General features: G+C 69.5%; 20 protein-coding genes. 5 read left to right on the forward strand and 15 right to left on the reverse strand.

Translation table 11 applies throughout. From position 1 onward, the window contains the following. The first annotated feature begins 41 nt into the window (after positions 1 to 41). The 5 genes from AC3WVS_RS06365 to AC3WVS_RS06385 all read left to right on the forward strand — a co-directional run bounded on the left by AC3WVS_RS06365 (position 42) and on the right by AC3WVS_RS06385 (position 5977). Positions 42 to 983 carry an ABC transporter permease gene (locus tag AC3WVS_RS06365; protein ID WP_492317857.1) on the forward strand — a complete coding sequence of 314 codons (942 nt, stop codon included), beginning with the start codon at positions 42 to 44 and terminating at the stop codon, positions 981 to 983. A gap of 7 nt (positions 984 to 990) precedes the next feature. Continuing rightward, positions 991 to 1920, forward strand: coding sequence for an ABC transporter permease (locus tag AC3WVS_RS06370; protein WP_492317858.1), 930 nt, complete (start codon positions 991 to 993; stop codon positions 1918 to 1920). Continuing rightward, positions 1920 to 3569 (forward strand): dipeptide ABC transporter ATP-binding protein, encoded by a 1650-nt coding sequence (locus tag AC3WVS_RS06375; RefSeq protein ID WP_492317859.1) that lies wholly within the window; start codon positions 1920 to 1922, stop codon positions 3567 to 3569. Before AC3WVS_RS06370 ends, AC3WVS_RS06375 begins: the two co-directional genes overlap by 1 nt. A 50-nt stretch (positions 3570 to 3619) precedes the next feature. Then, positions 3620 to 5005, forward strand: coding sequence for an amidase (locus tag AC3WVS_RS06380; protein ID WP_492317860.1), 1386 nt, complete (start codon positions 3620 to 3622; stop codon positions 5003 to 5005). A gap of 72 nt (positions 5006 to 5077) precedes the next feature. Then, positions 5078 to 5977 carry a LysR family transcriptional regulator gene (locus AC3WVS_RS06385; RefSeq protein ID WP_010814199.1) on the forward strand — a complete coding sequence of 300 codons (900 nt, stop codon included), beginning with the start codon at positions 5078 to 5080 and terminating at the stop codon, positions 5975 to 5977. 12 nt (positions 5978 to 5989) lie between these two features. Here AC3WVS_RS06385 and AC3WVS_RS06390 read toward each other — a convergent pair whose 3' ends face one another. From AC3WVS_RS06390 to AC3WVS_RS06460, 15 genes are all read right to left on the reverse strand, one after another. Then, complete coding sequence (locus tag AC3WVS_RS06390) at positions 5990 to 6952, reverse strand: phosphatidate cytidylyltransferase (protein ID WP_492317861.1); 963 nt, start codon at positions 6950 to 6952, stop codon at positions 5990 to 5992. Then, positions 6949 to 7575 carry a lysophospholipid acyltransferase family protein gene (locus AC3WVS_RS06395; protein ID WP_316149908.1) on the reverse strand — a complete coding sequence of 209 codons (627 nt, stop codon included), beginning with the start codon at positions 7573 to 7575 and terminating at the stop codon, positions 6949 to 6951. The genes AC3WVS_RS06390 and AC3WVS_RS06395 overlap by 4 nt, the downstream gene beginning before the upstream one ends. Positions 7576 to 7581: 6 nt before the next feature. Next, a complete protein-coding gene (locus AC3WVS_RS06400) occupies positions 7582 to 8016 on the reverse strand; it encodes a hypothetical protein (protein WP_492317862.1) in 435 nt (144 codons plus the stop codon). Then, entirely contained in the window at positions 8003 to 9388 is a 1386-nt protein-coding gene (locus AC3WVS_RS06405) for a phosphatase PAP2/dual specificity phosphatase family protein (protein WP_492317863.1), read from the reverse strand. The genes AC3WVS_RS06400 and AC3WVS_RS06405 overlap by 14 nt, the downstream gene beginning before the upstream one ends. Then, the gene (locus AC3WVS_RS06410) at positions 9385 to 11154 is read right to left on the reverse strand and encodes a bifunctional alpha/beta hydrolase/class I SAM-dependent methyltransferase (protein ID WP_492317864.1); all 1770 of its coding nucleotides are present in this window, start codon (positions 11152 to 11154) and stop codon (positions 9385 to 9387) included. Before AC3WVS_RS06410 ends, AC3WVS_RS06405 begins: the two co-directional genes overlap by 4 nt. A gap of 4 nt (positions 11155 to 11158) precedes the next feature. After that, positions 11159 to 11785 (reverse strand): CDP-alcohol phosphatidyltransferase family protein, encoded by a 627-nt coding sequence (locus tag AC3WVS_RS06415; RefSeq protein ID WP_492317865.1) that lies wholly within the window; start codon positions 11783 to 11785, stop codon positions 11159 to 11161. Positions 11786 to 12018: 233 nt separating this feature from the next. Then, positions 12019 to 13089 carry a M14 family metallopeptidase gene (locus tag AC3WVS_RS06420; RefSeq protein ID WP_492317866.1) on the reverse strand — a complete coding sequence of 357 codons (1071 nt, stop codon included), beginning with the start codon at positions 13087 to 13089 and terminating at the stop codon, positions 12019 to 12021. Positions 13090 to 13152: 63 nt separating this feature from the next. After that, on the reverse strand, positions 13153 to 13914 hold the full coding sequence (locus AC3WVS_RS06425; RefSeq protein ID WP_492317867.1) for a hypothetical protein: 762 nt from the start codon (positions 13912 to 13914) through the stop codon (positions 13153 to 13155). Between the two features lie 79 nt (positions 13915 to 13993). Continuing rightward, positions 13994 to 14812, reverse strand: a complete 819-nt coding sequence (locus tag AC3WVS_RS06430) for a M55 family metallopeptidase (protein ID WP_492317868.1) — start codon at positions 14810 to 14812, stop codon at positions 13994 to 13996. Then, entirely contained in the window at positions 14812 to 15858 is a 1047-nt protein-coding gene (locus tag AC3WVS_RS06435; RefSeq protein WP_492317869.1) for a DmpA family aminopeptidase, read from the reverse strand. Before AC3WVS_RS06435 ends, AC3WVS_RS06430 begins: the two co-directional genes overlap by 1 nt. A gap of 17 nt (positions 15859 to 15875) precedes the next feature. Beyond that, on the reverse strand, positions 15876 to 16790 hold the full coding sequence (gsiD, locus tag AC3WVS_RS06440) for a glutathione ABC transporter permease GsiD (RefSeq protein ID WP_010814210.1): 915 nt from the start codon (positions 16788 to 16790) through the stop codon (positions 15876 to 15878). A gap of 7 nt (positions 16791 to 16797) precedes the next feature. Then, entirely contained in the window at positions 16798 to 17718 is a 921-nt protein-coding gene (gene gsiC / locus AC3WVS_RS06445; protein WP_010814211.1) for a glutathione ABC transporter permease GsiC, read from the reverse strand. A 236-nt stretch (positions 17719 to 17954) separates the two neighbouring features. Continuing rightward, positions 17955 to 19511 (reverse strand): glutathione ABC transporter substrate-binding protein GsiB, encoded by a 1557-nt coding sequence (gene gsiB / locus AC3WVS_RS06450; RefSeq protein ID WP_492317870.1) that lies wholly within the window; start codon positions 19509 to 19511, stop codon positions 17955 to 17957. Between the two features lie 38 nt (positions 19512 to 19549). Beyond that, the gene (locus tag AC3WVS_RS06455) at positions 19550 to 21433 is read right to left on the reverse strand and encodes a dipeptide ABC transporter ATP-binding protein (RefSeq protein WP_492317946.1); all 1884 of its coding nucleotides are present in this window, start codon (positions 21431 to 21433) and stop codon (positions 19550 to 19552) included. A gap of 56 nt (positions 21434 to 21489) precedes the next feature. Beyond that, positions 21490 to 22464 (reverse strand): isoaspartyl peptidase/L-asparaginase family protein, encoded by a 975-nt coding sequence (locus AC3WVS_RS06460; RefSeq protein WP_492317871.1) that lies wholly within the window; start codon positions 22462 to 22464, stop codon positions 21490 to 21492. Positions 22465 to 22470 lie beyond the last annotated feature (6 nt).

A 22470-nucleotide genomic window follows, 5' to 3' on the forward strand; every position in this document is an offset into this window, starting at 1 on the left:
GCCAGCCTGCTGACCTCCCTTTCCCCCAACGAGGTAGTGCCATGATGAATTTCCTGCTCCGCCGCAGCCTGGCCACCGTGCCAGTGCTGGCGGTGGTGGCTGTCATCGTCTTCACGCTGCTGCGGCTCACGCCCGGCGACCCGGCCGCGGCCATTGCCGGCGACGCCGCCAGCGTGGAAGACATCGCCCGCATCCGCACCCAGCTCGGGCTGGATCAAGCGCTGCCGCGCCAGTTCATCGGCTGGCTCGGCCACGTGCTGGGCGGCGACCTGGGCTATTCCTTCTTCTACAAGATGCCCGTGACCACGCTGATCGCGCAGCGGCTGGAACCCACGCTCTCGGTGGCGGCGCTGACCATCGTGCTGACCGTGCTGACGGCGGTGCCGCTGGGCACGCTGGCGGCCTACCGGCGCGGCCGCTGGCTCGACCGCCTGGTGATGGGCGGCTCCGTGCTGGGCTTCTCGGTGCCGATCTTCGTGGCCGGCTACCTGATGATCTGGGTGTTCTCGCTGCACCTGGGCTGGCTGCCGTCGCAGGGCTACAGCCGCCTGGCCGACGGCATCTGGCCATGGCTGCGCAACCTGGCCCTGCCCTGCGTCACGCTGTCGGTGATGTCGTGCGCGCTGGTGGCGCGCACCACCCGCGCCGCCGTGTCCGAAGCGCTGACCGAGGACTTCGTGCAGACCGCGCGCGCCAAGGGCATTCCAGAGTGGCGCATGCTGACGCGCCATGCGCTGGCCAATGCCGCGGTGCCGATCGCCACCGTGATCGGGCTGAGCGTGGCCGGCCTGATCGGCGGCGTGGTCGTGACCGAGAGCATCTACGCCATTCCCGGTGTCGGCCAACTCACGGTGGATGCCGTGCTCTCGCGCGACTACCCGCTGATCCAGGGCATCACGCTGTTCTTCTCGGTCTCGTACGTGGTCATCAACCTGCTGGTGGACGCGAGCTATCTGCTGCTCGATCCCCGCATTCGCTACTGAGAACCCCATGACCTCACTCACCACTGCCATCGAATCCGCCCCGCCCGGCACCGGCGCCCGTCCCTCTCGGCTGCGCCCGGTGCTGGCCAACGGTGCCGTGCGCGCCGGCGGCGCCATCCTCGGCCTGATGCTGTTCCTTGCCGTGGCCGCGCCCTGGCTCTACACCATCGATCCCAACACCATGGACCCCGCCAGCGGCCAGTTGCCCCCCTTCACGCGCGCCGAGATCGTAACCCTGGCCGGCGATGCCTTCGAACGCCTGTTCCCGCTGGGCACCGACAGCCTGGGCCGCGACATCTGGAGCCGCACGCTGTACGGCGCGCGGGTCTCGCTGGCGGTCGGGGTGTCGGTGGCGCTGGCCTCGGTGCTGCTGGGGCTGGTGGTCGGGCTGGTATCGGGCTATGTGCGCTGGCTGGACGGCTTCATCATGCGCGTGATGGACGGCATGATGGCCATTCCCGGCATTCTCTTCGCCATCGTGCTGGTGGCCGCCTGGCGGCCCAGCCTGCTGACGGTGATCGTGGCCATGACCGTGCCCGACACGCCGCGCGTGGCGCGCCTGGTCAGGTCGGTGGTGCTGTCGGTGCGTGAAGAGCCTTATGTCGAGGCCGCCATTGCGCTCGATACGCCGACCTGGAAACTGATGCTGCGCCACATCCTGCCGAACACCATCGCGCCGCTGCTGGTGCAGGGCACCTTTATCTGCGCCGGCGCGATGCTGGTGGAAGCGGTGATGTCCTTCCTCGGCATCGGCCTGCCCACCGACATCCCCACCTGGGGAAACATCATGGCCGAGGGGCGCGCCCACTTCACCGCGCATCCGCACAGCGTACTGCTGCCCGGCGCCTTCCTGGCGGTAACGGTGCTGGCCGTCAACATGCTCGGCGACGGCCTGCGCGACACTCTCGACCCCAGGTTCAGCAAGCGGAGCGCCTGATGATGCCAATGAACACGACCGCGGCCGCGGACTCGGCCACGCCCTGCCTGCGCGTGCGCGACCTGCGCATCGACCTGCCGCCCGGCGCCGACCGGCCGCATGCGGTCCAGGGGGTGTCCTTCGACGTCATGCCCGGCGAAGTGGTCTGCCTGTTGGGCGAATCGGGCTCAGGCAAGTCCGTGGTCGCGCGCGCGGTGATGGGCTTGCTGCCCGAAGGCCTGAAGGTCTCGGGTGGCGGCATCGCCCTGTCCGGCGAAGACCTGCTGGCAGCCTCCCCAGCACGCCGGCGCGAACTGCGCGGCACCGGCGTGGCCATGGTGTTCCAGGAACCCATGACCGCGCTGAACCCGGTCATGCGCTGCGGCCGGCAGGTCGAGGAAATGCTGGCGCAGCACACCAGCCTGGGCGCCGCGCAGCGGCGCGAGCGCGTGCTGTCGATCTTTGCGCGCGTGCGGCTGCCGGATCCCGAGCGGATCTACGACGCCTATCCGCACCAGCTGTCCGGCGGGCAGCGCCAGCGCATCGTCATCGCCATGGCGCTGATCCTGCGCCCGGCCCTGCTGGTGTGCGATGAGCCCACCACCGCGCTGGACGTGACCACGCAGGCCGAGATCCTGGCACTGGTGCGCGAACTGCAGCACGAGAACCAGACCGCGGTGCTGTTCATCACGCACGACTTCGGCGTGGTCGCCGACATTGCCGACCGGGTGGTGGTGCTGGAGCTTGGCCGCCAGGTGGAAAGCGGGCCGAAAGACCGGGTCTTGCGCCAGCCCGAGGCGGACTACACCCGCATGCTGCTCAATGCCGTGCCGGGACTGGAGCCCGCGCAGCGTCCGTCGGTGGCGCAGCGGCCGTTGCTGCTCGACGCCAGCGGCATCGGCAAGACCTATGTCTCAGGAGCCTGGCCGGGCCGGCGCCGTATGGTCGAGGCGGCCACCGATGTGTCATTGCAGGTGCGGGCGGGCGAGACCGTCGGCATCGTGGGCGAGTCCGGCTCGGGCAAGTCCACGGTGGCGCGCTGCATCGCGCGGCTGATCGAACCGTCCGCGGGCAATATCCAGTTGCTGCCCGAAGCGGCGCAGCAACTGCCGCGCCGCGCGCAGCTGTCCGCGTTCCGGCGCATGGTGCAGGTGGTGTTCCAGGACCCCAACCGCTCGCTCAATCCGCGCCGCACGGTGGGCCAGTCCATCGTCGAAGGCGCGGTCAATTTCGGCGCGACGCCTGCGCAGGCGTGGCAACGCGCCGAGTCGCTGATGGAACTGGTGCGGCTGCGGCCCGACGCGCTGCACCGCTACCCCAGCGAGTTCTCCGGCGGCCAGCGCCAGCGCATCTGCATCGCCCGCGCGCTGGCGTGCGAGCCACGCGTGCTGATCGCCGATGAAGCGGTGTCGGCACTGGACGTCTCGGTGCAGGCGCAGATCCTGAAGCTGCTGGCCGATATCCAGCAGCGGCTTGCCATCGGCATCCTCTTCATCACCCACGACCTGCGCGTGGCCAGCCAGGTGTGCGACCGCCTGATCGTCATGCACAAGGGCCGCGTGGTCGAGCAAGGCGCCACGCGCGACGTCGTGCTGTCACCGCGCCAGGACTACACCCGCGCGCTACTGACCGCCGCGCCGGGACGCCATTACCCGTTCGGTGTGCAGTAACGCCGGCCATGCAGATTCCCAAGCGCCAGCCAACCCTCTTGGACAAAACCATGAAAACTCCGCTCTACGCACTCAGCGCCGCCGACCTGCTCAGCAACTACCGCCAGCGCGAACTCTCCCCGGTCGAAGTCATGCAGTCGGTGCTGGACCGCATCGAACACTGGGAGCCCGGCATCCGTGCGATGTACGTGGTGCATGCCGAGCAAGCGCTGGCCGCCGCGCGCAGCGCCGAGGCGCGCTGGCTGGCAGGCACCCCGAACGGCCCGCTCGACGGCGTGCCGGTGACGCTGAAGGAGAACATCGCCACGCGCGGCACGCCGGTGCCGCTCGGTAGCGCCGCCACCGTGCTGGCGCCGGCGCCGGCCGATGCGCCGGCCGCGGCGCGCCTGCTCGAGGCCGGCGCGATCGTGGTCGGCAAGACCACCATGCCGGATTTCGGCTTCCTGGGCGCGGCGCCGTCCAGCTTCCATCCGCTCACGCGCAACCCGTGGAAGCTCGACCGCAACACCGGCGGCTCCAGTTCCGGCGCCGGCGCCGCGGCCGCGGCGGGCTACGGCCCGATCCACCTGGGCACGGATATCGGCGGCTCGGTGCGTATTCCCGCCAGCTTCTGCGGCGTATTCGGCCTGAAGCCCAGCCATGGCCGCGTGCCGGTACACCCGCCAGCCGCCGCGCGCGTGGTCGGCCCGCTGACGCGCACCGTGGCCGACGCCGCGCTGGCGATGCAGGCCATCTCGCGCCCCGATGCCCGCGACTACATGAGCCTGCCGCCGCAGGACATCGCCTGGCAGCAGCTTGAGCGCGATATCCGCGGGCTGCGCATCGGCCTGTGGCTGGACCCGACCGGCGACTGGCAGGTCGATGCCGAAGTCCGCGCGGCGGTGCTGGCGGCAGCGCGCCTGTTCGAGCAAGGCGGTGCCGTGGTCGAACCCGTGCGCGACTGGACCACCATGGACATGCGCATCGGCATGGCGCACTTCTTCACCATGCGCTGCCGGGTCGACCTGGCCGGGATGCCGCCGGAGCGCGCCAGCCTGGCGGCAGGCTACATCCGCAAGGCCGCCGTGTTTGCCGGCACGCTCACGCCGGAGCAGACCTTCCAGGCCTTCACGCGCATGCAGCAACTGCGCGAGGCCACCGTGGCCGCGACCCAGCCCTATGACTTCGTGATCTCGCCGGTGTCACCGGTGCTGCCCTTCGCCGCCGATGCCATCAACAGCGGCGGCGACTTGCCGCTCAAGGACTCTCACTTCACAGCGGTGTTCAACCACTCCGAACAGCCCGCGGCATCGGTCCCCTGCGGCATGTCGCGCGACGGCCTGCCCATCGGGCTGCAGATCTCCGGCCGGCGCTTTGACGACCTGGGCGTGCTGCAGCTGGCGCACTGGTTCGAGCGCGCCTCGGAACCCCAGCGGCAATGGCCTGAGCCGCAGTAAGCCCTGCGTGACCGGCGCGGGGGAGGTGCGGCGCTACAATGGCCCGCACCGACCCCAGCGCCATCACGCCCCATGCGATTCGAGGATCTTGAAGCCTTCCTGGTTGTCATCGAGCAAGGCAACCTGCACCGCGCCGCCGACACCCTCGGCATGACCCAGTCCGGCCTGTCCAAGACGCTGGCGCGGCTGGAGGGCGAAGCCGGCATGCCCTTGTTCGAGCGCACCCCGCGCGGGCTGGTGCCGACCAGCGTGGGCCGCACCCTGGCCGCCCATGCGCGCAGGATCGCGCTGGCCGCGGGCGACATGCGCAACGAACTGGCCGAGCAGCGCGCGGCGCGCGCGGGCACGGTGCGCCTGGGCGCCATCCCCTACCTGCTGCCGTCGCTGCTGTCGCCGCTGCTGGCCCGCTTCTTCCTGAGCCGGCCGCTGGCCACGTTCTCGATCGAGACCCACCTGAGCGCGCGCCTGATGGCGATGCTGCAGAATGGCGAGGCCGACCTGATCCTGGGCGCGCGCCCGACCAGCCTGCCGCCGGACATTGCCTGGCTGCCGCTCGGTCCGCTGACCATGCAGATCGTGTCCCGCACCGGCCATCCGCGCCGCGAGGGCTTCCGCACGCTGGCCGACCTGAGCGGCGAGCGCTGGGTAGTGCCGGCCAGTTCGCTCTACCTGCGCCAGTGGCTGGAGGAACGGTTTACCTCGGTCGGGCTGCCGCCGCCGCGCGTGGCGGTGGAAAGCACGGCGTCGCCGGTGGCCTTCGGCGAGCTGCTGCGGCACTCGGACCTGCTCGGCATCATGCCGCCGCGCATGCTGCACCAGGCCGAGGGCCAGGGGCTGGCCGCGATCGAGGCGCCGGGCATGTCGTGGCAGCATGAGCTGGCCGTGCTGTGGCGCGCCGATGGCTACCTGTCGCCGATCTGCCAGGACTTCCGCGATGCGGTGGTGGCGTGGTGCGAAGAGATGGAGCTGTGAGGGCCGGGGTGCTCAGGGCACCCACCAGTAGCGGGTGATATGGAAGAACACCGGCGCGGCGAACACCACTGAGTCCAGCCGGTCCAGCATGCCGCCGTGGCCCTGGATCATATGGCCCCAGTCCTTGATGCCGCGGTCGCGCTTGATCGCCGACATCACCAGCCCGCCCAGGAAGCCCATCAGCGCAATCACCAGCGCAATCGCGCCGGCCTGCCACGGCGAGAACGGCGTGATCCACCACAGCGCCGCGCCCAGCGCGGTGGCACTGGCCACGCCGCCGACAAAGCCCTCGACGGTCTTGGACGGCGACAGCAGCGGCGCGATCTTGCGCTTGCCGCACAGCTTGCCCCACACATACTGCAGCACGTCGCTGCCCTGCACCACGATCACCAGGAAGGCGATCAGCAGCAGGTTGCGGCCTTCGAAGCCCGGGATCGGCAGCGTCAGCAGCGCCGGCACGTGCGAGATGCAGAACACGCACACCATCACCGCCCACTGCACTCCGGCGCAGCGCTCCAGGAAGCGCGTGGTCTCGGACGACAGCGCCGCCAGGATCGGCAGGATCAGGAAGGCATAGACCGGGATCAGGATCGAGAACATGCCGTACCAGCCGATATAGACCAGCATGTACTGCAGCGGCAGGAACACGAAAAAGGCGGCGACGATGGCGTGATGGTCACCGCGCCGCGTGGTGATGATGGTGACGAACTCGCGCAGCGCGAAGAACGAGAGCAGGTAGAACAGCACGATCACCGCGGTGCGGCCCAGTGCAAAGGCCACGCCCATGATGCCGATCATCCACCACCAGGCCCAGACACGCTGCGCCAGGTTGTCGATCACCGCGTGCTGGCCGCCGCCCGCCACCCGCCAGCGCAGCAGCGCGGTCACGGTGGAGGCCAGCAGCAGCACGCCGAACAGGCCACCGAACAGCAGCCAGGTCTCGGGGCTCCAGTGCAAAGTGGGCATGGCGGTCATTCCAGCTCCGGGGCAAGCGCGAGCAGGCCGTCGCGGCAGCGCGCAAGGAAGGCTTCCTTGCTGTCCTCGGCGGCCAGCAGCACCGGCTGGCCAAAGGTGACGGTGCACAGCAGCGGCACCGGCACGACTTCGCCCTTGGGCATCACGCGGTTGAGGTTGTCGATCCACACCGGCACGAACTCCACCCCGGGGCAGGCCCGCGCCAGGTGGTAGATGCCGCTCTTGAACGGCAGCAGGCGCGCGTCGGTGGTATTGCGCGTGCCTTCGGGAAACAGGATCAGCGAGTCGCCGGATGCCAGCGCGCCGTGCATCAGCGCCACCGGGTCGCTGCCCGGTTCGCTGCGGGTGCGGTCGATCAGCAGCGCGTGGAATACGTCGCGGCCGATAAAGCGCCGCAGCGGCGAGCGCTCCCAGTAGTCGGCACCGGCCACCGGGCGCGTGACGGTGCGCAGGTCGGGCGGCAGGCAGCCCCAGATCAGCACGAAATCGCCGTGGCTGCTGTGGTTGGCAAAGTAGACGCGCTGCACCGCGGCGGGGATGCAGCCCTGCCAGTTGGCGCGCATGCCGGTCAGCAGCCGGGCGAAGACGATGATGGCGCGCGCGGTCGCGCGGGCAAGCCACATGGTTGGTTACCTCAGGATCACGGTCAGCAAGGCCAGCGCCAGCTGGCACACAGTCAGCGCGGCGCTGGCGCGCACCAGCCGCAGCGCGCCGCGGGCGCGGTCCGGCAGCGGACGGCCGGCGCGTTGCGCCGGCATCCAGCCCAGTTCGAGCAGCGCGGCGTCCAATCCGGCCAGGTCGGGCTGGTCCTGCCGCCCGGCCGCGAGCGCATCGAACAAGCGGCGGTCGATGGCAACGCGCAGCAGCAGCCAGAGCTGGGGCAGCGCCAGCAGCAGCGAAGCGGCCGCCAGCACGCGCGGGACCGGCGTGGCCACCCCCAGCCATGCCGTGGCCACGCCGAAAGCCAGCCCGGCCGCGCCGATCCACACGGCGCCCGACAGCGCGCCGGTGACGGCGTGTGCGATCCAGGCATCAGTGCCTTGCGTGAACTCAGCGTCCATCATCGGGCTCCGGCATGGCGGGACGGTCCAGCCAGCGTTGCAGCGCCTGCGCATGTTCGCGCCCGAGCACCACCGCCGGGCGATGCTCGCGCAGCAACGCCAGCGCAGCGCCGGCGTCGCGCAGTCCCTGCCGGCGCGCCAGCCATGCGGCGGCAACCAGCGCGCTGCGCGAATAGCCGAGCGCGCAGCTGACCAGCACGCGGCGGCCCTGCCGCTGCCAGGCGTCGAGTTGAGCCACGGCCTGGTCCAACTGTTCCGGCGTCGGCACGGTCAGGTCCAGCACCGGCACGCAACGATACGCAAGCGCCGGGTCGGTGGCTGCGCGCGGCAGTTCGGCGGTCAGGTCGAGGACTGCGTCCGCCCCGATCGCGCGCAGTCCGGCGCGGGTCGGGAAGCGGCCAACCCAGATGCCGTCCGCGATGGCACTGGGCTGCGGCGCGCGCCGCGTCCACCAGCGCGAATTGAGGAAGGCGCCCAGCAGGTACGGCGCCAGCACCCAGCGCGCGGCCGGGGCCATCATCCCATCGCCGTCCTTCTGGAACCACGCCGGCGCGGCCAGCGCGTAGATCCGGGCGACGCAGGCCAGCGCCAGCGCGGCCCACAGCAGCAGCAACGCCAGCGTCACCGACGCACCCACCGCCAGCACCGCGCACAGCAACCCCACCAGCGCGCCCACGGTGTAGCGGCGCGACAGCTGGCGCGTGCGCGCATCCGGCGCACCGGCAGCGGGCCGTTGCATCGGGAACAGGTAAACGCACAGCCAGCCCACCAGCGCGCCGGTGGGCACATCGATCAGGTGGTGCTGCCAGGTGGTCAGCACCGAGACCCCGATCAGCGCAAACCAGCCGTGCAGCAGCCAGCGCCAGCCGCCGCGCAGGTGCGCCGCAAAGGCGACCCACAGGATCACCAGCAGGCTGATATGCAGCGACGGCGCCTGGTTGAACGGCAGGTCGAAACCGCCCAGCAGCGTGAACAGCTGGCCCGGCAGGCCGTCGGCCTCCGGCCGGGCAAAGCTGAAGCGCAGCGGGAAGGCGATAAAGCACGCCACCGACACCAGCTGCGCCAGTACCAACCGCTTGACGTGCGTGAGCAGCGCCGCGCGCGTGCGCCACAGGAAGAAGGAGATGCCGTACAGCAGGTCGATCGACCAGTACGGCACGATGGTCCACGGCAGGAACGGGATCCCCTGCTCCCATTCGAAATAGACCGCCGGCACGTTGGCGCGCTGGCTCGCCAGCCAGTTGGCAAAGCCGTAGCTGGAGAAAAAGAACGCGCCGGCCAGCGCCAGCAGCAGGCAGGCCAGCCCCCAGGGCCGGTTGCCTGCAGGCAGCTGCGAATGCGCCCCGGCGCCAACCTCCGTCGGCACCGTGCTCATGCGCCGCGCCTGCGCGCCAGGCTGACGGTGAAGATGCCCCACGGGTCGATGCGCTGGGTCACCTTGTCAAAGCCAGCGGCCCGCACCAGTTCGTCCATCTCGGCCTGCGAGCGGCGGCGCATCACCCAGGCGGCGCCGGCGCGGTGGCTGGTGAGCGCGCGCGCGATGAATTCCAGCTGCGGATGCCAGGGCTGGCCGGTGTAGACCAGGTAGCCGCCGGGCGGCACCGCGCGCGCCAGGCCCTCGAGCGAGCGCCGCACCATCGCGTTGTCGGGGAACAGTTCGTACAGGCCGGAAACCACCGCCAGTGTCGGCGCCGGTGCCAGCGCCGCCAGGCTGTCGCCGTCGAAGGCATCGCCCTGCTCGAAGCGGGCCACGTCCGCCAGATCCTTGGCGGCGATCAGGGCGCGGCCCTGCTCGACGTTCAGCGGGCTGTAGTCGCGCAACAGGATCGACTCGACCGCCGCGGCGCCGCCATCCAGCGCGCCCAGCGCCTCAAGCACATAGCGCCCGTGCCCGGCGGCGATGTCGACGATCCGCACCGGCATGCCGGCCGCGCGCAGCCGCCGCACGGCCTCGGCGATCAGGGCCTCGGCGTGGACCTTGCGCTGGCGGATGCCGCGCCAGCCGATCGCGTCCAGGTACTGCTGATCGGCCAGCCGGCCCAGCTTGCCGCGGCCCGAGGGGGCGTTGCGGTAAACATAGTCGAGCGTCGAGCCCGAGTCGAAGCCGGTCTCATGGCCCAGCCGCACCCCGTCCGACAGTATTCCGCCCAGCTTCAGGTTGGCCCGCGCCGCGCGCCAGTACCAGGCAGCCAGCCCGGCAGGCGCCGACGCCAGGCGGTCGGATTCCTCGCGGAACGGGCCGATCTGGTCGGCATCGAGCAGCGAGCGCGGCGCCGACGGCGTGTCGAATTCGCGCAGGATAAAGCGGCGCGCGGCATCGACCGCCAGCTTGCGGTCGCGCTCACCGAGCGTGTCGTGATAGAAGCCGTCCAGCACGATGCGCTCCTTGGTGCGCGAACCCAGGCGCTCATAGAAGCGGTCCTGCGGCCCGCGATGCACGACCCAGTCGGCGCCGGAGATCAGCAGCTGCGTCGGCACCGTGATCGCCGCGGCATCGGCGACGATGCGCTCCGCCGTGTCGTACAGGTCCAGCAGGATATTGACCGCGATCGGGCGCGTGATCAGCGGATCGCTGTCGTAGCTGGCGATGCGCTCGGGATCGTGCGTGAGGAACTTGGCCTTGACGTAGCTGTTGACGAAGAACTTGCCGCGCAGGCGCTGCATCAGCTTCAGCCCCGGCCGCGCAAAGGGCACGTAGAGCTTGACCTTGAACGCGGGCGAGGCCAGCACCAGCGCGCGGATCGGCGGAGCGTAGTCGTGCACCCAGGTGGCGGCCAGCACCGCGCCCACGCTCTGCGCGATCACCGCGGTGCGTTCCAGCGGGATGCCGTGGACCTCGGCGATATGGGTGGTGAAGGTCTGGATATCGCGCACCGAGTCCACCAGGCTGGGGCTGTAGCCGCGCTCGCCGGGCGAACGGCCGTGGCCGCGCGCATCCCAGGCAAAGATCTCGTAGCCGGGCAGGTTCAGTTCGTCGGCCAGGTGGGCGACCCGGCCGGAATGCTCATGGCCGCGATGGAACAGCACCACGGCGCCGCGCGCCGGGCCCTCCACCGCCGGCCAGTGCCGATAGAACAGCGTCTGGCGGTCGTGGGTCTCGAATTGCCGCTCTTGCGGCTGGCGCGTCGACGGTCGGTCCATCTCGCTACTCCGCTGTGCGGGACTGGGCCTCGGCGACACCGCGGCGCACCCGGTTGGCAATCGTGAACAGCGACAGCAGCGACAGCACCAGCCACAGCCAGCTGGCGGCCGCGCCAAAGCCCAGGCCAACACCGGCCCACAGCGCGATCGCGCCGACCGCGAAGGCGCGGTCGCTCTTGCCCAGCGGGCCGTCGTAGCGCCGGCTGGCCCCGGCCAGCGGGCCGATCAACCCGGCGGCCTCGACGATCACCGCCAGTAGCGCGAAGGTGCCGACCTGGCCCAGGCTGAAGCCCGGCAGCGCGGCCAGCGGCAGGATCAGCGCCAGGTCCGAGGCAATGTCGCCAAGCTCGTTCAGGTAGGCACCCAGCACGCTCTGCTGGCCGTGCTCGCGCGCCAGCATGCCGTCGACGGCGTTGAGCGCCATGCGCAGGAACAACCATAGGGGAAACAGCAGGAACAGCGCCGGGGTTTCGGCCACCAGCATGCCCAGCGTGGCCAGCACCCCCACCGCCAGGGAGCCGGCCGCGGCGGCCAGCGTCACCTGGTTGGCAGTCACGCCGCGCTGCGCCAGGTCTTGCACCATGGGGCGCAACCGGGCCTGGAACCTGGGCTTCAGTTCATGGAGGGTCATCGCACCGGCCTCCCTGCCGAGCTGATGCCGGAAGCGACGCCGTGCGCCAGGCCGCGGCGACGCGCAAGGTCATGCGCCCGGGCCTGCCCGACCTCTTCCGTCTTGTTTCTGGTAGTTTTCTGACCGCGGCGCGGCTGCTGCTCGTGCCGGCCAAGGCATGGCGGCAGTGCCTGGCTCAGCACTCTACCGCCAACGTCGAGACATTACCAGAAGGCGCTTGCGGCCAGAACCGGCTAGGCCGAGGCAATGGTGTCCCGCACTGCGTCGGTCACCTGCGCCACCACGCCCTCGCGCCAGTCATCGGTATCGCCATAGAAGGCACGCCACATCGCCTGGCGGACCAGCGCGCGCTGGTTTTCGTCGGCTTCCGGGTGCTGGTGCAGCCAGTGGTCGCCGCGCAGCGCGTCCAGCACCTCGCCCACCGGCAGCGTGCCGAACTCAAGCGCGATGCCGGCATAGTCCATGGTGGGCAGGGTCTGCAGCACCGCGTGCCAGGCCAGGCCGGTGAGGTTGGCCGAGGTCGACGAGCCATCGTAGATCGAGGTCACGCGCGCGCCCCAGATCGCGCGCGTGCGCGTGAGCGATTCCGGCGTGTCCGGGCCCATGTGGATGGGCTCGCCATAGCCCCAGGGGCCCAGCCCGGTATGGACGTCGATCCAGCGCAGCGCCTCGCGCCCGGCGCCGAAGCGCGCCAGGATGCGGCACAGCGTGTAGTTGCTCCAGGCAGCCTTGTCGCCGCCGTAGAACATGCCGCCCGGGTCCTGGTACTGGCCGCGGCTGACCGCGGCCTGGTACCACGGCATGCCGCGCTCGGCCACGGCCTTCATCAGTTGCGCCTGGTCGGTGTCGGACGGCGGCCATTGCGCCGGCACCAGCAGCGGCGCGATCTCGGCATAGGCCTCGTTGTACGGCAGCGGCTGGGTGAAGTCCATGAAATTGCGGTTCAGGTCGACGTTGTCCTCGTTGACCCGGCGCAGGTGGGAAAAACCGTAGGGATTGATCGCATGCACCAGCAGCAGGCTGGTGTCGGCGGCGGCGCAATCGGCAAGCAGCGCGGCGTCGTGCAGCATCGTCACCTGCGCGCCGGAGCCGGCAAAGCCTTCGGCGCCGTGCGTGCCCGAGGTCACCATCAGGCAGCGGCGGGCCTCGGCCGGGCCGGCCAGCGCCACGTCGATCGCGAGGTCCTCGCCGGCACTGCCGCGCTTGGTGGGGTGCGGGAACTGGGCCAGCGCGGCCCCGGCCGTGCGCGCGGCGTCAAGGAACTTCTGGCGGGCTTCGGCGTAGCTGCGAGAAAAATGGCTCATGGCGTGACCGGCGGATGCGATGCAGGCATTAGACGCCAAATCCGCAGGTCTTGCCACCCGCTGCTAGAACAGCGACCCGGACGCATACCCGGGCGCCGGCGCGGGCTCCGTCCCCGGCCCCCAGATACCAGGCGAAGTGAACGCCTGCGGATGCATCTCGATCCCGCCCGCGGCCAGCTGGCCGGCGGTCAGCACCAGGTGACGGGCCAGCCAGTCGTGCAGGCTGCGCAGGAAGCGGATGTTGTCGACGCTGTTGGACCCCGCGATCAGCCATTCCAGCTTGATATGCGCGGTATAGACGTCGAGCAGGTTGGTGGCGCGCAGCCGCGGCGGGGTGGACGGGCTGCGTTCGATCGCCACGATGCGGCGCACCTGCGCCATGCCGATGTCGCCGGTGCGCTGGTACTGCTCGTAGACGCCCTCAAGCGCCGGGAAGCGCACTGTCGGCTGCACGCGCGGCACCGCGGCCACCTTCTCCATGCGCAGCACCAGGTAGCGGATCGCGGCGGCGCGCTCGGCGGCCTGTGCCTGGGCGGGATCGCGCCGGCGGGCCGGGGGCGCCGCCTCGGGCAAGGCCGTGCGCGGCACCACATCGCGCTCGGTGTAGTCCGGCACCTGCAGCAGCAGGCCCGGATGCGGCACCGCGGCACGCGCGCAGTCATCGCCAAAGGGATATTCATGCCCTGCGGCGTCGCGCAGGATATAAGCCTGCCCGGCCGGAAAGCCATGGTGGCGGCGGCTCGCGCCCCGCGCATGGCAGCGCGTGGCGGGGTCGACGAAGTCCTTGCGCACGGGGATCCAGCCCCCGTCGTGTGCCTGGGTCATGCGTTGCGGCTCATGCCTGAATTGCTAGACCCGCCATTGTCGCCGATCTGCGCGCTCGCCCCGGCGAATCTGCCCGGCCCTACTTCAGCATGAACGACATCGCCGACAGGCAGTTCAGCATGCGCACCGCCGCCTGGACCGAATCGGCCTGGAAGGACAGCGTCACGCCGTCGCGGCGCTCCAGCGCCGGCCACTGGCAGAACAGGTCCGCGTGCGCGGGCGTCAGGGTCTGCAGGGTGCAAGTCACCGGCGCGGCGATGCGCAGGCATTGCGCCTGCGCGCGTTCGCGCACCGCGGTTGCAGCCGCTGCGGCAATGGCCTCGCGCGCCGCCGCCGGCGACAGCGAGGTGCCGCTGCCGAAGCCGTCCGCTGACTTGGTCTCGACATAGCGCACCCACGGCATCAGCGCATGGGTTTCCTGCACGAAGACATCGTCGCCGCTGGCCATCAGCACCGGCGCGCCGAACTCGCCGGCCAGCGCGGCGTACAGGCCCGCCTCGCCCAGTTCCTTGCCGTTGAGCCAGACCCGCGCGAAGGCGCCGCTGTTGATGGTGTGCGCCAGCACGCCGCGGCTCTGGGCGCGGCCGTGGTAGCCGATCATCAGCACGCCGTCGACTCCGGCCTCGACGCCGGCCATCATGCCAAGGTAGCGCGGCTTGCCCAGCACCACCCGCGCGCGCGGATCGAGCTGGTCCGGCAGCAGGTTGCGGAAGCCGCCGTGCGAATCGTTGACCAGTACTTCAGTCGCACCGCCGGCAAAGGCGCCTTCGACCGCGGCATTGGCTTCGCCGGTCATCCAGGCGCGGGCGCGTTCGTATTCGCCGTTGCCGGGGCGGGTCTGTTCGGCGTGGAAGACGCCAGCCACGCCTTCGATATCGGTGGAAACAAGGATCTTCATCAGGCGGTTTGGCCCAGTTCGGGCATCACGTCCAGCAGTGCGCGCCGGCCGTGGCCGTCGCGGCCCTGCACCGGTGCGGCATGCCACAGGGCATGCAGGATGGCTTGCTCGACGCTGTCGGCCGCGGCGCGGAACAGCGGGTCGAGATGGGTTTCATGCAGCATGGCGACGGCCGGCATCGGCCGGGCGGTGTCGTGCGGCACGGTATACGCGCTCGAGAACGCGACTGCGATATCGCCCGAGCCATGCCCGAACACCGAGCCGGTACGCGCCAGCCCGGCGCCGGCGCGCAGCGACAGCCGGCGCAACTGGCGCGCGTCCAGCGGGGCGTCGGTGGCGAGGATCATGATGATCGATCCCTTTTCCGGTTGCGCCGCTGTGTCGGGCTGCGCCAGGCGCTGGACCAGTTCCGGACCGACCAGGCGGCCGGCAACGGTCAACGATTCCGGCGTGCCGAAATTGGCCAGCACCAGCGCGCCCACGCGATAGCCACCGGCCAGGCGTGAAGCGGTGCCGATACCACCCTTGACGCCGAATGCCGACATGCCGCGTCCGGCGCCGACCGCGCCCTGCGCAACCTCCTGGCCGGCACCGGCCAGGGCCGCCTCATAGTGGCTGCCCTCCACCGCCATGCGCTGGATATCGTTCAGGTAGCCGTCATTGCACTCGAACACCAGCGCATTGACGGTCGGCAGCGCGCGGCCGATTTCCGGATTGGCCGCCACCGCCGCACGGATCTGCGCCTGCGCGACCGCGCCGACCGAAAAGGTATTGGTCAGCGCCAGCGGCGTTTCCAGCACGCCCAGTTCGGCCACCTGCACCAGCCCGATGCTCTTGCCAAAGCCGTTGAGCACGGTGGCCGCGGCGGGCACCTTGTCGCGGTACGGATCGCCGCCATGCGGACGGATCACGGTGACGCCGGTCTGCACGGCGCCATCCGCCAGCGTGCAATGGCCGACGGTCACGCCGGCCACGTCGGCAATGCTGTCCAGCGGACCTGCCGGCAGGCTGCCGACACGCGGCACGCCCGTTGTCGATGCGGTCATGTTCAGCGGCTCAGGGTTCAACGGCGGTCGATCTTGGGGTCGAGCGCGTCGCGCAGGCCGTCGCCCAGCAGGTTGAAGGCCAGCACCGTCAGGAAGATCGCCAGGCTTGGGAAGATCGCCACATGCGGCGCCGTCACCATGTCGGCGCGGGCTTCGTTGAGCATCGCGCCCCATTCCGGCGTGGGCGGCTGCGCGCCCAGTCCCAGGAACGACAGGCTGGCCGCGGTGATGATCGAGGTGCCGATACGCATCGAAAAATACACCACGATCGACGACACCGTGCCCGGCAGGATATGCCGCATCAGGATGGTCCAGTCCGATGCGCCGATGCTGCGCGCCGCCTCGATATAGGTCAGACGCTTGAGCATCAGCGTATTGCCGCGCACCAGCCGCGCGAACGCCGGGATGCTGAAGATGGCCACGGCGAAGATCACGTTGGTCATGCCGTTGCCGAGGATGGCCACGATGCCGATCGCCAGCAGGATGCCCGGGAAGGCGAAGAGCACGTCGGAAATGCGCATCACGATGCGGTCCCACCAGCCTTCGTAGTAGCCCGCCAGCAGGCCCAGCACGGTGCCGATCAGCGCGCCGATGATCACCGACAGGAAACCCGCCGCCAGCGAGATGCGCGCGCCCGCCAGGATGCGGCTGAAGATATCGCGTCCGAGCGAATCGACGCCCATCCAGTGCGCGGCCGACGGGCCGGCGTTGAGCGCGTCGTAGTCGAAGTAGTTCTCCGGGTCGTACGGCACGATATGCGGCGCCACGATGGCAATCACCACCAGCACCAGCACGAAGGCGCCGGCGCCCAGCGCCAGGTGCTGCTTGCGGAATTTGCGCCAGAACTCGGTCCAGGGCGTGCGCACGGCCTCCGGCACGGGGGCGGTGGCGGGTGCCGCTTGCGCTGCGGCGGGCGTGGAAAGCTCAGTCATGCCGGCCTCACTTGTAGCGGATGGTTGGGTTGATCACGGTGTAGAGCATGTCCACCACCAGGTTGATCAGAATGAATTCGAGCGAGAACAGCAGCACCTCGGCCTGTATCACCGGGTAGTCGCGCATCTCGACGGCATCGACCAGCAGGCGCCCCAGGCCCGGCCAGTTGAACACCTTCTCGACCACGATCGAGCCGCCCAGCAGGAAGCCGAACTGCAGGCCCATCATGGTCACCACCGGGATCATGGCGTTGCGCAGGCCGTGCTTGGCCACCACCAGCGTCTCGCGCACACCCTTGGCACGCGCGGTGCGGATGAAATCTTCTTGCAGCACCTCGACGAACGAGGCCCGCGTAAAACGCGCCATCACCGCGGCCACCGCCGCACCCAGCGTGATCGACGGCAACACGTAGTGCTTCCAGCTGTCGGCTCCGATCGACGGCAGCCAGCCCAGCTGCACCGAGAACACTTCCATCAGCAGCATGCCCAGCGCAAAGGCCGGGAACGAAATGCCCGACACCGCCAGCGTCATGCCGAACCGGTCCGGCCAGCGGTTGCGCCACACGGCCGAGCCGATGCCGATCGCCATGCCGAACACCACCGCCCAGGCCATCGACGCCACCGTCAGCAGCAGCGTGGGCATGAAGCGGTCGCCGATCTCCTCGCTGACCGGGCGCTTGGTGCGCAGCGAATGGCCGAACTCGCCGCGGACCGCATTGGAGAAGAAGTTGACGAACTGCTCGTGCATGGGCCGGTCCAGCCCAAGGTCCTTGCGCACCAGTTCGACCGTGGCCGAATCGGCCTCCGGGCCCGCCGCCAGCCGCGCCGGATCACCCGGCAGCAGATGGACGAACAGGAACACCAGCACTGCCACGATCAGCAGCGTGGGGATCACGCCCAGCACACGTTTGAGGAAGTAATTCAGCATGACACACCAGAAGGAAATGCAGCAGCAGAGGCCGCAGGCCGCCCGCCCTGCGACCCCGCGACGCGGGCAAGGCGGCCACCTCGGCTTACTGCTTTACTGCTTACTGCTCATTGAGTGGAGAAGGCAAAGCGGCTGGCATTGGTCCTGCACGCGCCCGCCCTCACCCCCGCCCCTCTCCCGCTCGCGGGAGAGGGGAGCAAACCACCAGCGGGAGAAGCGCCGCTGGGGGTCTCTTATCACTGCTTGATATCGATCTCTTCAAAATTGAACGACCCATCCGGCATCACATACGCACCGGTCAACCGCTTGCTGCGCGCAAACAGCACCTTCTCGGTCACCAGGAAGGCCCACGGCGCATCCTTCCAGATGCGTTCCTGGGCGTCCTTGTACAGGCGCGCCTTTTCGCCACGATCGGTGGTGCGCAGCGCGCCGGCGATATCGGCGTCGACCTGGTCGTTCTTGTAGTACGCGGTATTCAGCAGCTTGGGCGGCATCGACTCCGAAGCCAGCAGCGGACGCAGCGCCCAGTCCGATTCACCGGTCGACGACGACCAGCCCACGTAGTAGATGCGCACGCCGGCATCTTCCGGCTTGGGCACGCTCTCGACCTTTTCCACGCGCTGGCCGGCCTCGAGCGCCTGCACCGAGGCCTTGATGCCGACCTGCTGCAGCTGCTGCTGCACGAACTGGATCACCTTCTGCGCGGTGGTGTGGTTGTAGGCCGACCACAGCGTGGTCTCGAAGCCGTTCGGATAGCCGGCTTCCTTCAGCAGCGCGCGCGCCTTGGGCGGGTCATACGGCCACGGGCCCAGCTTCTCGGCATAGTCCACGCCCGGCGGCACCACGCCTTCTGCCGGCACCGCGTAGCCAGCGAAGGCGACCTTGGCCAGCGCGTCCTTGTTGATGGCATAGTTGATGGCCTGGCGCACCTTGGGGTCGTTGAACGGCTTGACCATGGTGTTCAGCGACAGGTAGCGCTGGATGATCGACGGCGAGGCGATCAGATCCACCTTGGCGCTGTTCTTCAGCACCGCGGCCTGCTCGAATGGGATGCTGAAGGCAAAGTCAGCCTCGCCGGTCTGCATGATCGCGGCGCGGGTGTTGTTGTCGACCACCGGCTTCCAGGTAATGGTGTCGATCTTCGGGTAGCCGGTCTTCCAGAAGCCTGCGAATTTCTTGCCCTTCAGGTGGTCGGGCTGCTTCCATTCGACAAATTCGAAGGGGCCCGTGCCGACCGGGTGGAAGGAGATTTCCTTGCCGTACTTCTGCAGCGCTGCCGGCGAGATCATCACCGCCGACGGGTGCGCCAGCACGTTGATGAACGGCGAGAACGGCTCTTTCAGCGTGACCTTGACCGTATTGGCATCGACCACGTCAGTCCTGGCGACACGGTTGAACAGCGTGTACCGCTTGAGCTTGTTGACCGGGTTGGTGACGCGGTCCAGGTTGGCCTTGACGGCGCCGGCATCGAAGGTGGTGCCGTCGTGGAACTTGATGCCCTTCTTCAGCTTGATCGTATACGTGAGGCCGTCCTTGCTGACGTCGTAGCTGTCTGCCAGCACATTGACCAGCTTCATGTCCTTGTCCAGGCCGAACAGGCCCTGGTAGAAGCTCTTCCCAACCGCCTGCGACAGCGTGTCGTTCGAATCGTACGGATCCAGCGAGGTGAAGGTCGAACTCACCGCCATCACGGCATCCTTGGCGGCGAAGGCCGGGGCCGAAGCCAACATGCCCAGCGTGCCGGCGGCAAAGGCGCCGGCCACCCATCGGGGCGAAACCATACGTGCAGACATCGTCGATTCTCCTTGGTAACTTGGTGACTTCCAGGACTTCAATAGGCGCCGCCGACGGCATGCCGGGCGACATAGTGGCCGAGCGATCCGCTGCCGGCGACCTGCACCAGCGGTTGCACCACCGGCTCGTCGCCAACCGCGCGGATCGGGCTGGGGATCTCGTCGTTGAGCGGCTCGCGCCGCAGGTGGCGCCGCGCCGGGTCGGCGATCGGCACCGCCGACATCAGCTTCTTGGTGTACGGATGCTGCGGATTCTCGAAGATCGCGCGGCGCGGCCCGATCTCGACGATCTGGCCCAGGTACATCACCGCCACGCGATGGCTCACGCGCTCCACCACCGCCATGTCGTGCGAGATAAACAGGAAGGCGATGCCAAGCTCGCGCTGCAGGTCCAGCATCAGGTTGACGATCTGCGCCTGGATCGACACGTCCAGCGCCGACACCGACTCATCGGCCACCACCACCTTGGGGTTCAGCGCCAGCGCGCGCGCAATGCAGATGCGCTGGCGCTGGCCGCCGGAGAACTCGTGCGGATAGCGCGCCGCGTGCGATGCATCCAGCCCGACCTTGTCGAGCAGCCAGGCCACGCGCTGCTCTGCCTCCTTGCCGCTGGCGACCTTGTGCACCAGCAGCGGCTCCATGATCGAGTAACCCACCGGCACGCGCGGATCGAGCGAGGCGAACGGGTCCTGAAAGATGAACTGGATATTGCGGCGCAGGGTCTGCAGCGCCGGCCCTTCCATCTTGCTGATGTTCTGCCCGGCAAACTCGATGGTGCCGCTCTGGCTTTCCACCAGGCGCAGCAGCGAGCGGCCCGTGGTGGACTTGCCGCAGCCGGACTCGCCCACCAGCGCCAGCGTCTCGCCGGGATAGAGGTCGAAGCTGACCTTCTCGACCGCATGCACGCGCCGCGTGACGCGGCCGAACAGGCCGCCGGGGACGTCGAAGCGCGTCACCAGGTCCTGCACGCGCAGGATCGGCGCCACGCCCGGGGTAACGGTGTCCTGCGCTGCGACCGGTTCAGGGTTGGCGCTGCCCAGCTGCAGCAACGGGAACTTGGCCGGCAGGTCGGTGCCGCTCATGGCGCCAAGGCGCGGCACCGCCGACAGCAGCGCGCGTGTGTACGGATGGGCGGGGGCACGGAACACATCGTCCGAGGTGCCCTCTTCCACCTTCTCGCCGCGGTACATCACCAGCACGCGGTCGGCGACCTCGGCCACCACGCCCATGTCGTGGGTGATGAAGACCACGCCCATGTGCATCTCGGCCTGCAGGCCGCGGATCAGCTGGAGGATCTCGGCCTGGATGGTCACGTCCAGCGCCGTGGTGGGCTCGTCGGCGATCAGCAGCGCCGGCTTGCACGACAGCGCCATCGCGATCATCACGCGCTGGCGCATGCCGCCGGAGAGCTGGTGCGGATAGCGCTCCAGCACGCGGCGCACCTCGGGGATGCGCACCAGCTCCAGCATGCGCAGCGCTTCGGCGCGCGCCGCGGCGCGGCTCTTGCCCTGGTGCAGGCGGATCGATTCAGCGATCTGCTCGCCCACCGGGAACACCGGGTTGAGCGAGGTCATCGGCTCCTGGAAGATCATCGCCACGTCGGCGCCGCGCACGCTGCGCAGGGTGGCGTTATCCGCGCGCGCCAGCTCGATCACCTCGCCGCCGCGCCGGCGCAGCGCCATGCTGCCGGAGGCGATCTTGCCGCCGCCATGCTCGACCAGGCGCATCAGCGCCAGCGACGTCACCGACTTGCCCGACCCCGACTCACCCACCACCGCCAGCGTCTCGCCGCGGTCGACATGGAAGGACAGGTTGCGCACGGCCTCGACGGTGCGCTCGGACGTGGCAAAGCGCACGGTCAGCCCGTTCACCGAGACCACGCGCTGCGGTGGCAGCACGATGCCGGACTGGGAGGCTTGCATAGGGGAAGTGGCCACTGGAACTCCTTGTATTACCGGGTGATGCAGGGGGATGGCGCTCAGCCGTAGATCGACACGTTCACGGCCTCGCCCACCCGGGCGAAACCGCGGTACATGCCTTCGGTGTTGAAAGGCAGCGTGACGTTGCCGGCGCGGTCCACCGCGATCAGGCCGCCGCGGCCGTTGATGGCCGGCAGCTTCTCCATCACCACGCGCCGCGCCGATTCCTCGAGCGACAGGCCCGCATAGCGCATCTGCGCGGCCACGTCGTGCGCGGCCACGGTGCGGATAAACATCTCGCCGGTGCCGGTGGCAGACACGGCCGCCACGTCGTCCGCATAGCAGCCCGCGCCGATCACCGGGGTATCGCCCACGCGCCCCACCTGCTTGTTGGTCACGCCGCCGGTGGAGGTGGCCGCAGCCAGGTTGCCGCGGCCGTCGCAGGCCACCGCGCCGACAGTGCCGAACTTGCTGTCCGGATCGATCGGGTCGCGCGCCAGCGGCTTGCCTTGCGCCACCAGCGCAGCGGCATCGTGGTCCAGCAGCGCCATGCCGGCGTTGCCAAGCGCACGCTGCCACTGGTCATGGCGGGCCTGCGTGAAGTAGTAGTCCGGGCCCACCAGTTCCAGCCCCTGCGCCTGCGCAAAGGCCTCGGCGCCGGCGCCGGCAAAGAGCACGTGTTCGCTGTGGTCCAGCACCGCGCGCGCGGCCAGCACCGGGTTGCGCAGGCGCGTGACGCAGGCCACGGCGCCGGCTTCCAGCGTGGCGCCGTCCATCACCGCGGCATCGAGCTCATAGGTGCCGGCATGGGTCAGCACGGCACCCTTGCCGGCGTTGAACAGCGGGCATTCTTCCAGCAGGCGCACGGCCTCGGTGACCGCATCGAGCGCGCTGCCGCCCTCGGCCAGGATGCGCTGGCCGGCTTGCAGCACGTGTTGCAGCGCTTCGATGTATTCGCGTTCGCGGGCGGCGTCCATCGCCGCGCGGGTGATGGTGCCGGCGCCGCCGTGGATGGCAATGACTGCTGGTTGCATGTGAAT

The sequence above is a fragment of the Cupriavidus sp. CPT47-8839-RL05A genome, assembly GCF_058792255.1.

Bases quoted from the DNA above. Each gene is read 5' to 3' on its own strand.
- AC3WVS_RS06365 (WP_492317857.1), top strand. From the start codon at position 42: ATGATGAATTTCCTGCTCCGCCGCAGCCTGGCCACCGTGCCAGTGCTG.
- AC3WVS_RS06370 (WP_492317858.1), top strand. From the start codon at position 991: ATGACCTCACTCACCACTGCCATCGAATCCGCCCCGCCCGGCACCGGC.
- AC3WVS_RS06375 (WP_492317859.1), top strand. From the start codon at position 1,920: ATGATGCCAATGAACACGACCGCGGCCGCGGACTCGGCCACGCCCTGC.
- AC3WVS_RS06380 (WP_492317860.1), top strand. From the start codon at position 3,620: ATGAAAACTCCGCTCTACGCACTCAGCGCCGCCGACCTGCTCAGCAAC.
- AC3WVS_RS06385 (WP_010814199.1), top strand. From the start codon at position 5,078: ATGCGATTCGAGGATCTTGAAGCCTTCCTGGTTGTCATCGAGCAAGGC.
- AC3WVS_RS06390 (WP_492317861.1), bottom strand. From the start codon at position 6,952: ATGACCGCCATGCCCACTTTGCACTGGAGCCCCGAGACCTGGCTGCTG.
- AC3WVS_RS06395 (WP_316149908.1), bottom strand. From the start codon at position 7,575: ATGTGGCTTGCCCGCGCGACCGCGCGCGCCATCATCGTCTTCGCCCGG.
- AC3WVS_RS06400 (WP_492317862.1), bottom strand. From the start codon at position 8,016: ATGATGGACGCTGAGTTCACGCAAGGCACTGATGCCTGGATCGCACAC.
- AC3WVS_RS06405 (WP_492317863.1), bottom strand. From the start codon at position 9,388: ATGAGCACGGTGCCGACGGAGGTTGGCGCCGGGGCGCATTCGCAGCTG.
- AC3WVS_RS06410 (WP_492317864.1), bottom strand. From the start codon at position 11,154: ATGGACCGACCGTCGACGCGCCAGCCGCAAGAGCGGCAATTCGAGACC.
- AC3WVS_RS06415 (WP_492317865.1), bottom strand. From the start codon at position 11,785: ATGACCCTCCATGAACTGAAGCCCAGGTTCCAGGCCCGGTTGCGCCCC.
- AC3WVS_RS06420 (WP_492317866.1), bottom strand. From the start codon at position 13,089: ATGAGCCATTTTTCTCGCAGCTACGCCGAAGCCCGCCAGAAGTTCCTT.
- AC3WVS_RS06425 (WP_492317867.1), bottom strand. From the start codon at position 13,914: ATGACCCAGGCACACGACGGGGGCTGGATCCCCGTGCGCAAGGACTTC.
- AC3WVS_RS06430 (WP_492317868.1), bottom strand. From the start codon at position 14,812: ATGAAGATCCTTGTTTCCACCGATATCGAAGGCGTGGCTGGCGTCTTC.
- AC3WVS_RS06435 (WP_492317869.1), bottom strand. From the start codon at position 15,858: ATGACCGCATCGACAACGGGCGTGCCGCGTGTCGGCAGCCTGCCGGCA.
- gsiD (WP_010814210.1), bottom strand. From the start codon at position 16,790: ATGACTGAGCTTTCCACGCCCGCCGCAGCGCAAGCGGCACCCGCCACC.
- gsiC (WP_010814211.1), bottom strand. From the start codon at position 17,718: ATGCTGAATTACTTCCTCAAACGTGTGCTGGGCGTGATCCCCACGCTG.
- gsiB (WP_492317870.1), bottom strand. From the start codon at position 19,511: ATGTCTGCACGTATGGTTTCGCCCCGATGGGTGGCCGGCGCCTTTGCC.
- AC3WVS_RS06455 (WP_492317946.1), bottom strand. From the start codon at position 21,433: ATGCAAGCCTCCCAGTCCGGCATCGTGCTGCCACCGCAGCGCGTGGTC.
- AC3WVS_RS06460 (WP_492317871.1), bottom strand. From the start codon at position 22,464: ATGCAACCAGCAGTCATTGCCATCCACGGCGGCGCCGGCACCATCACC.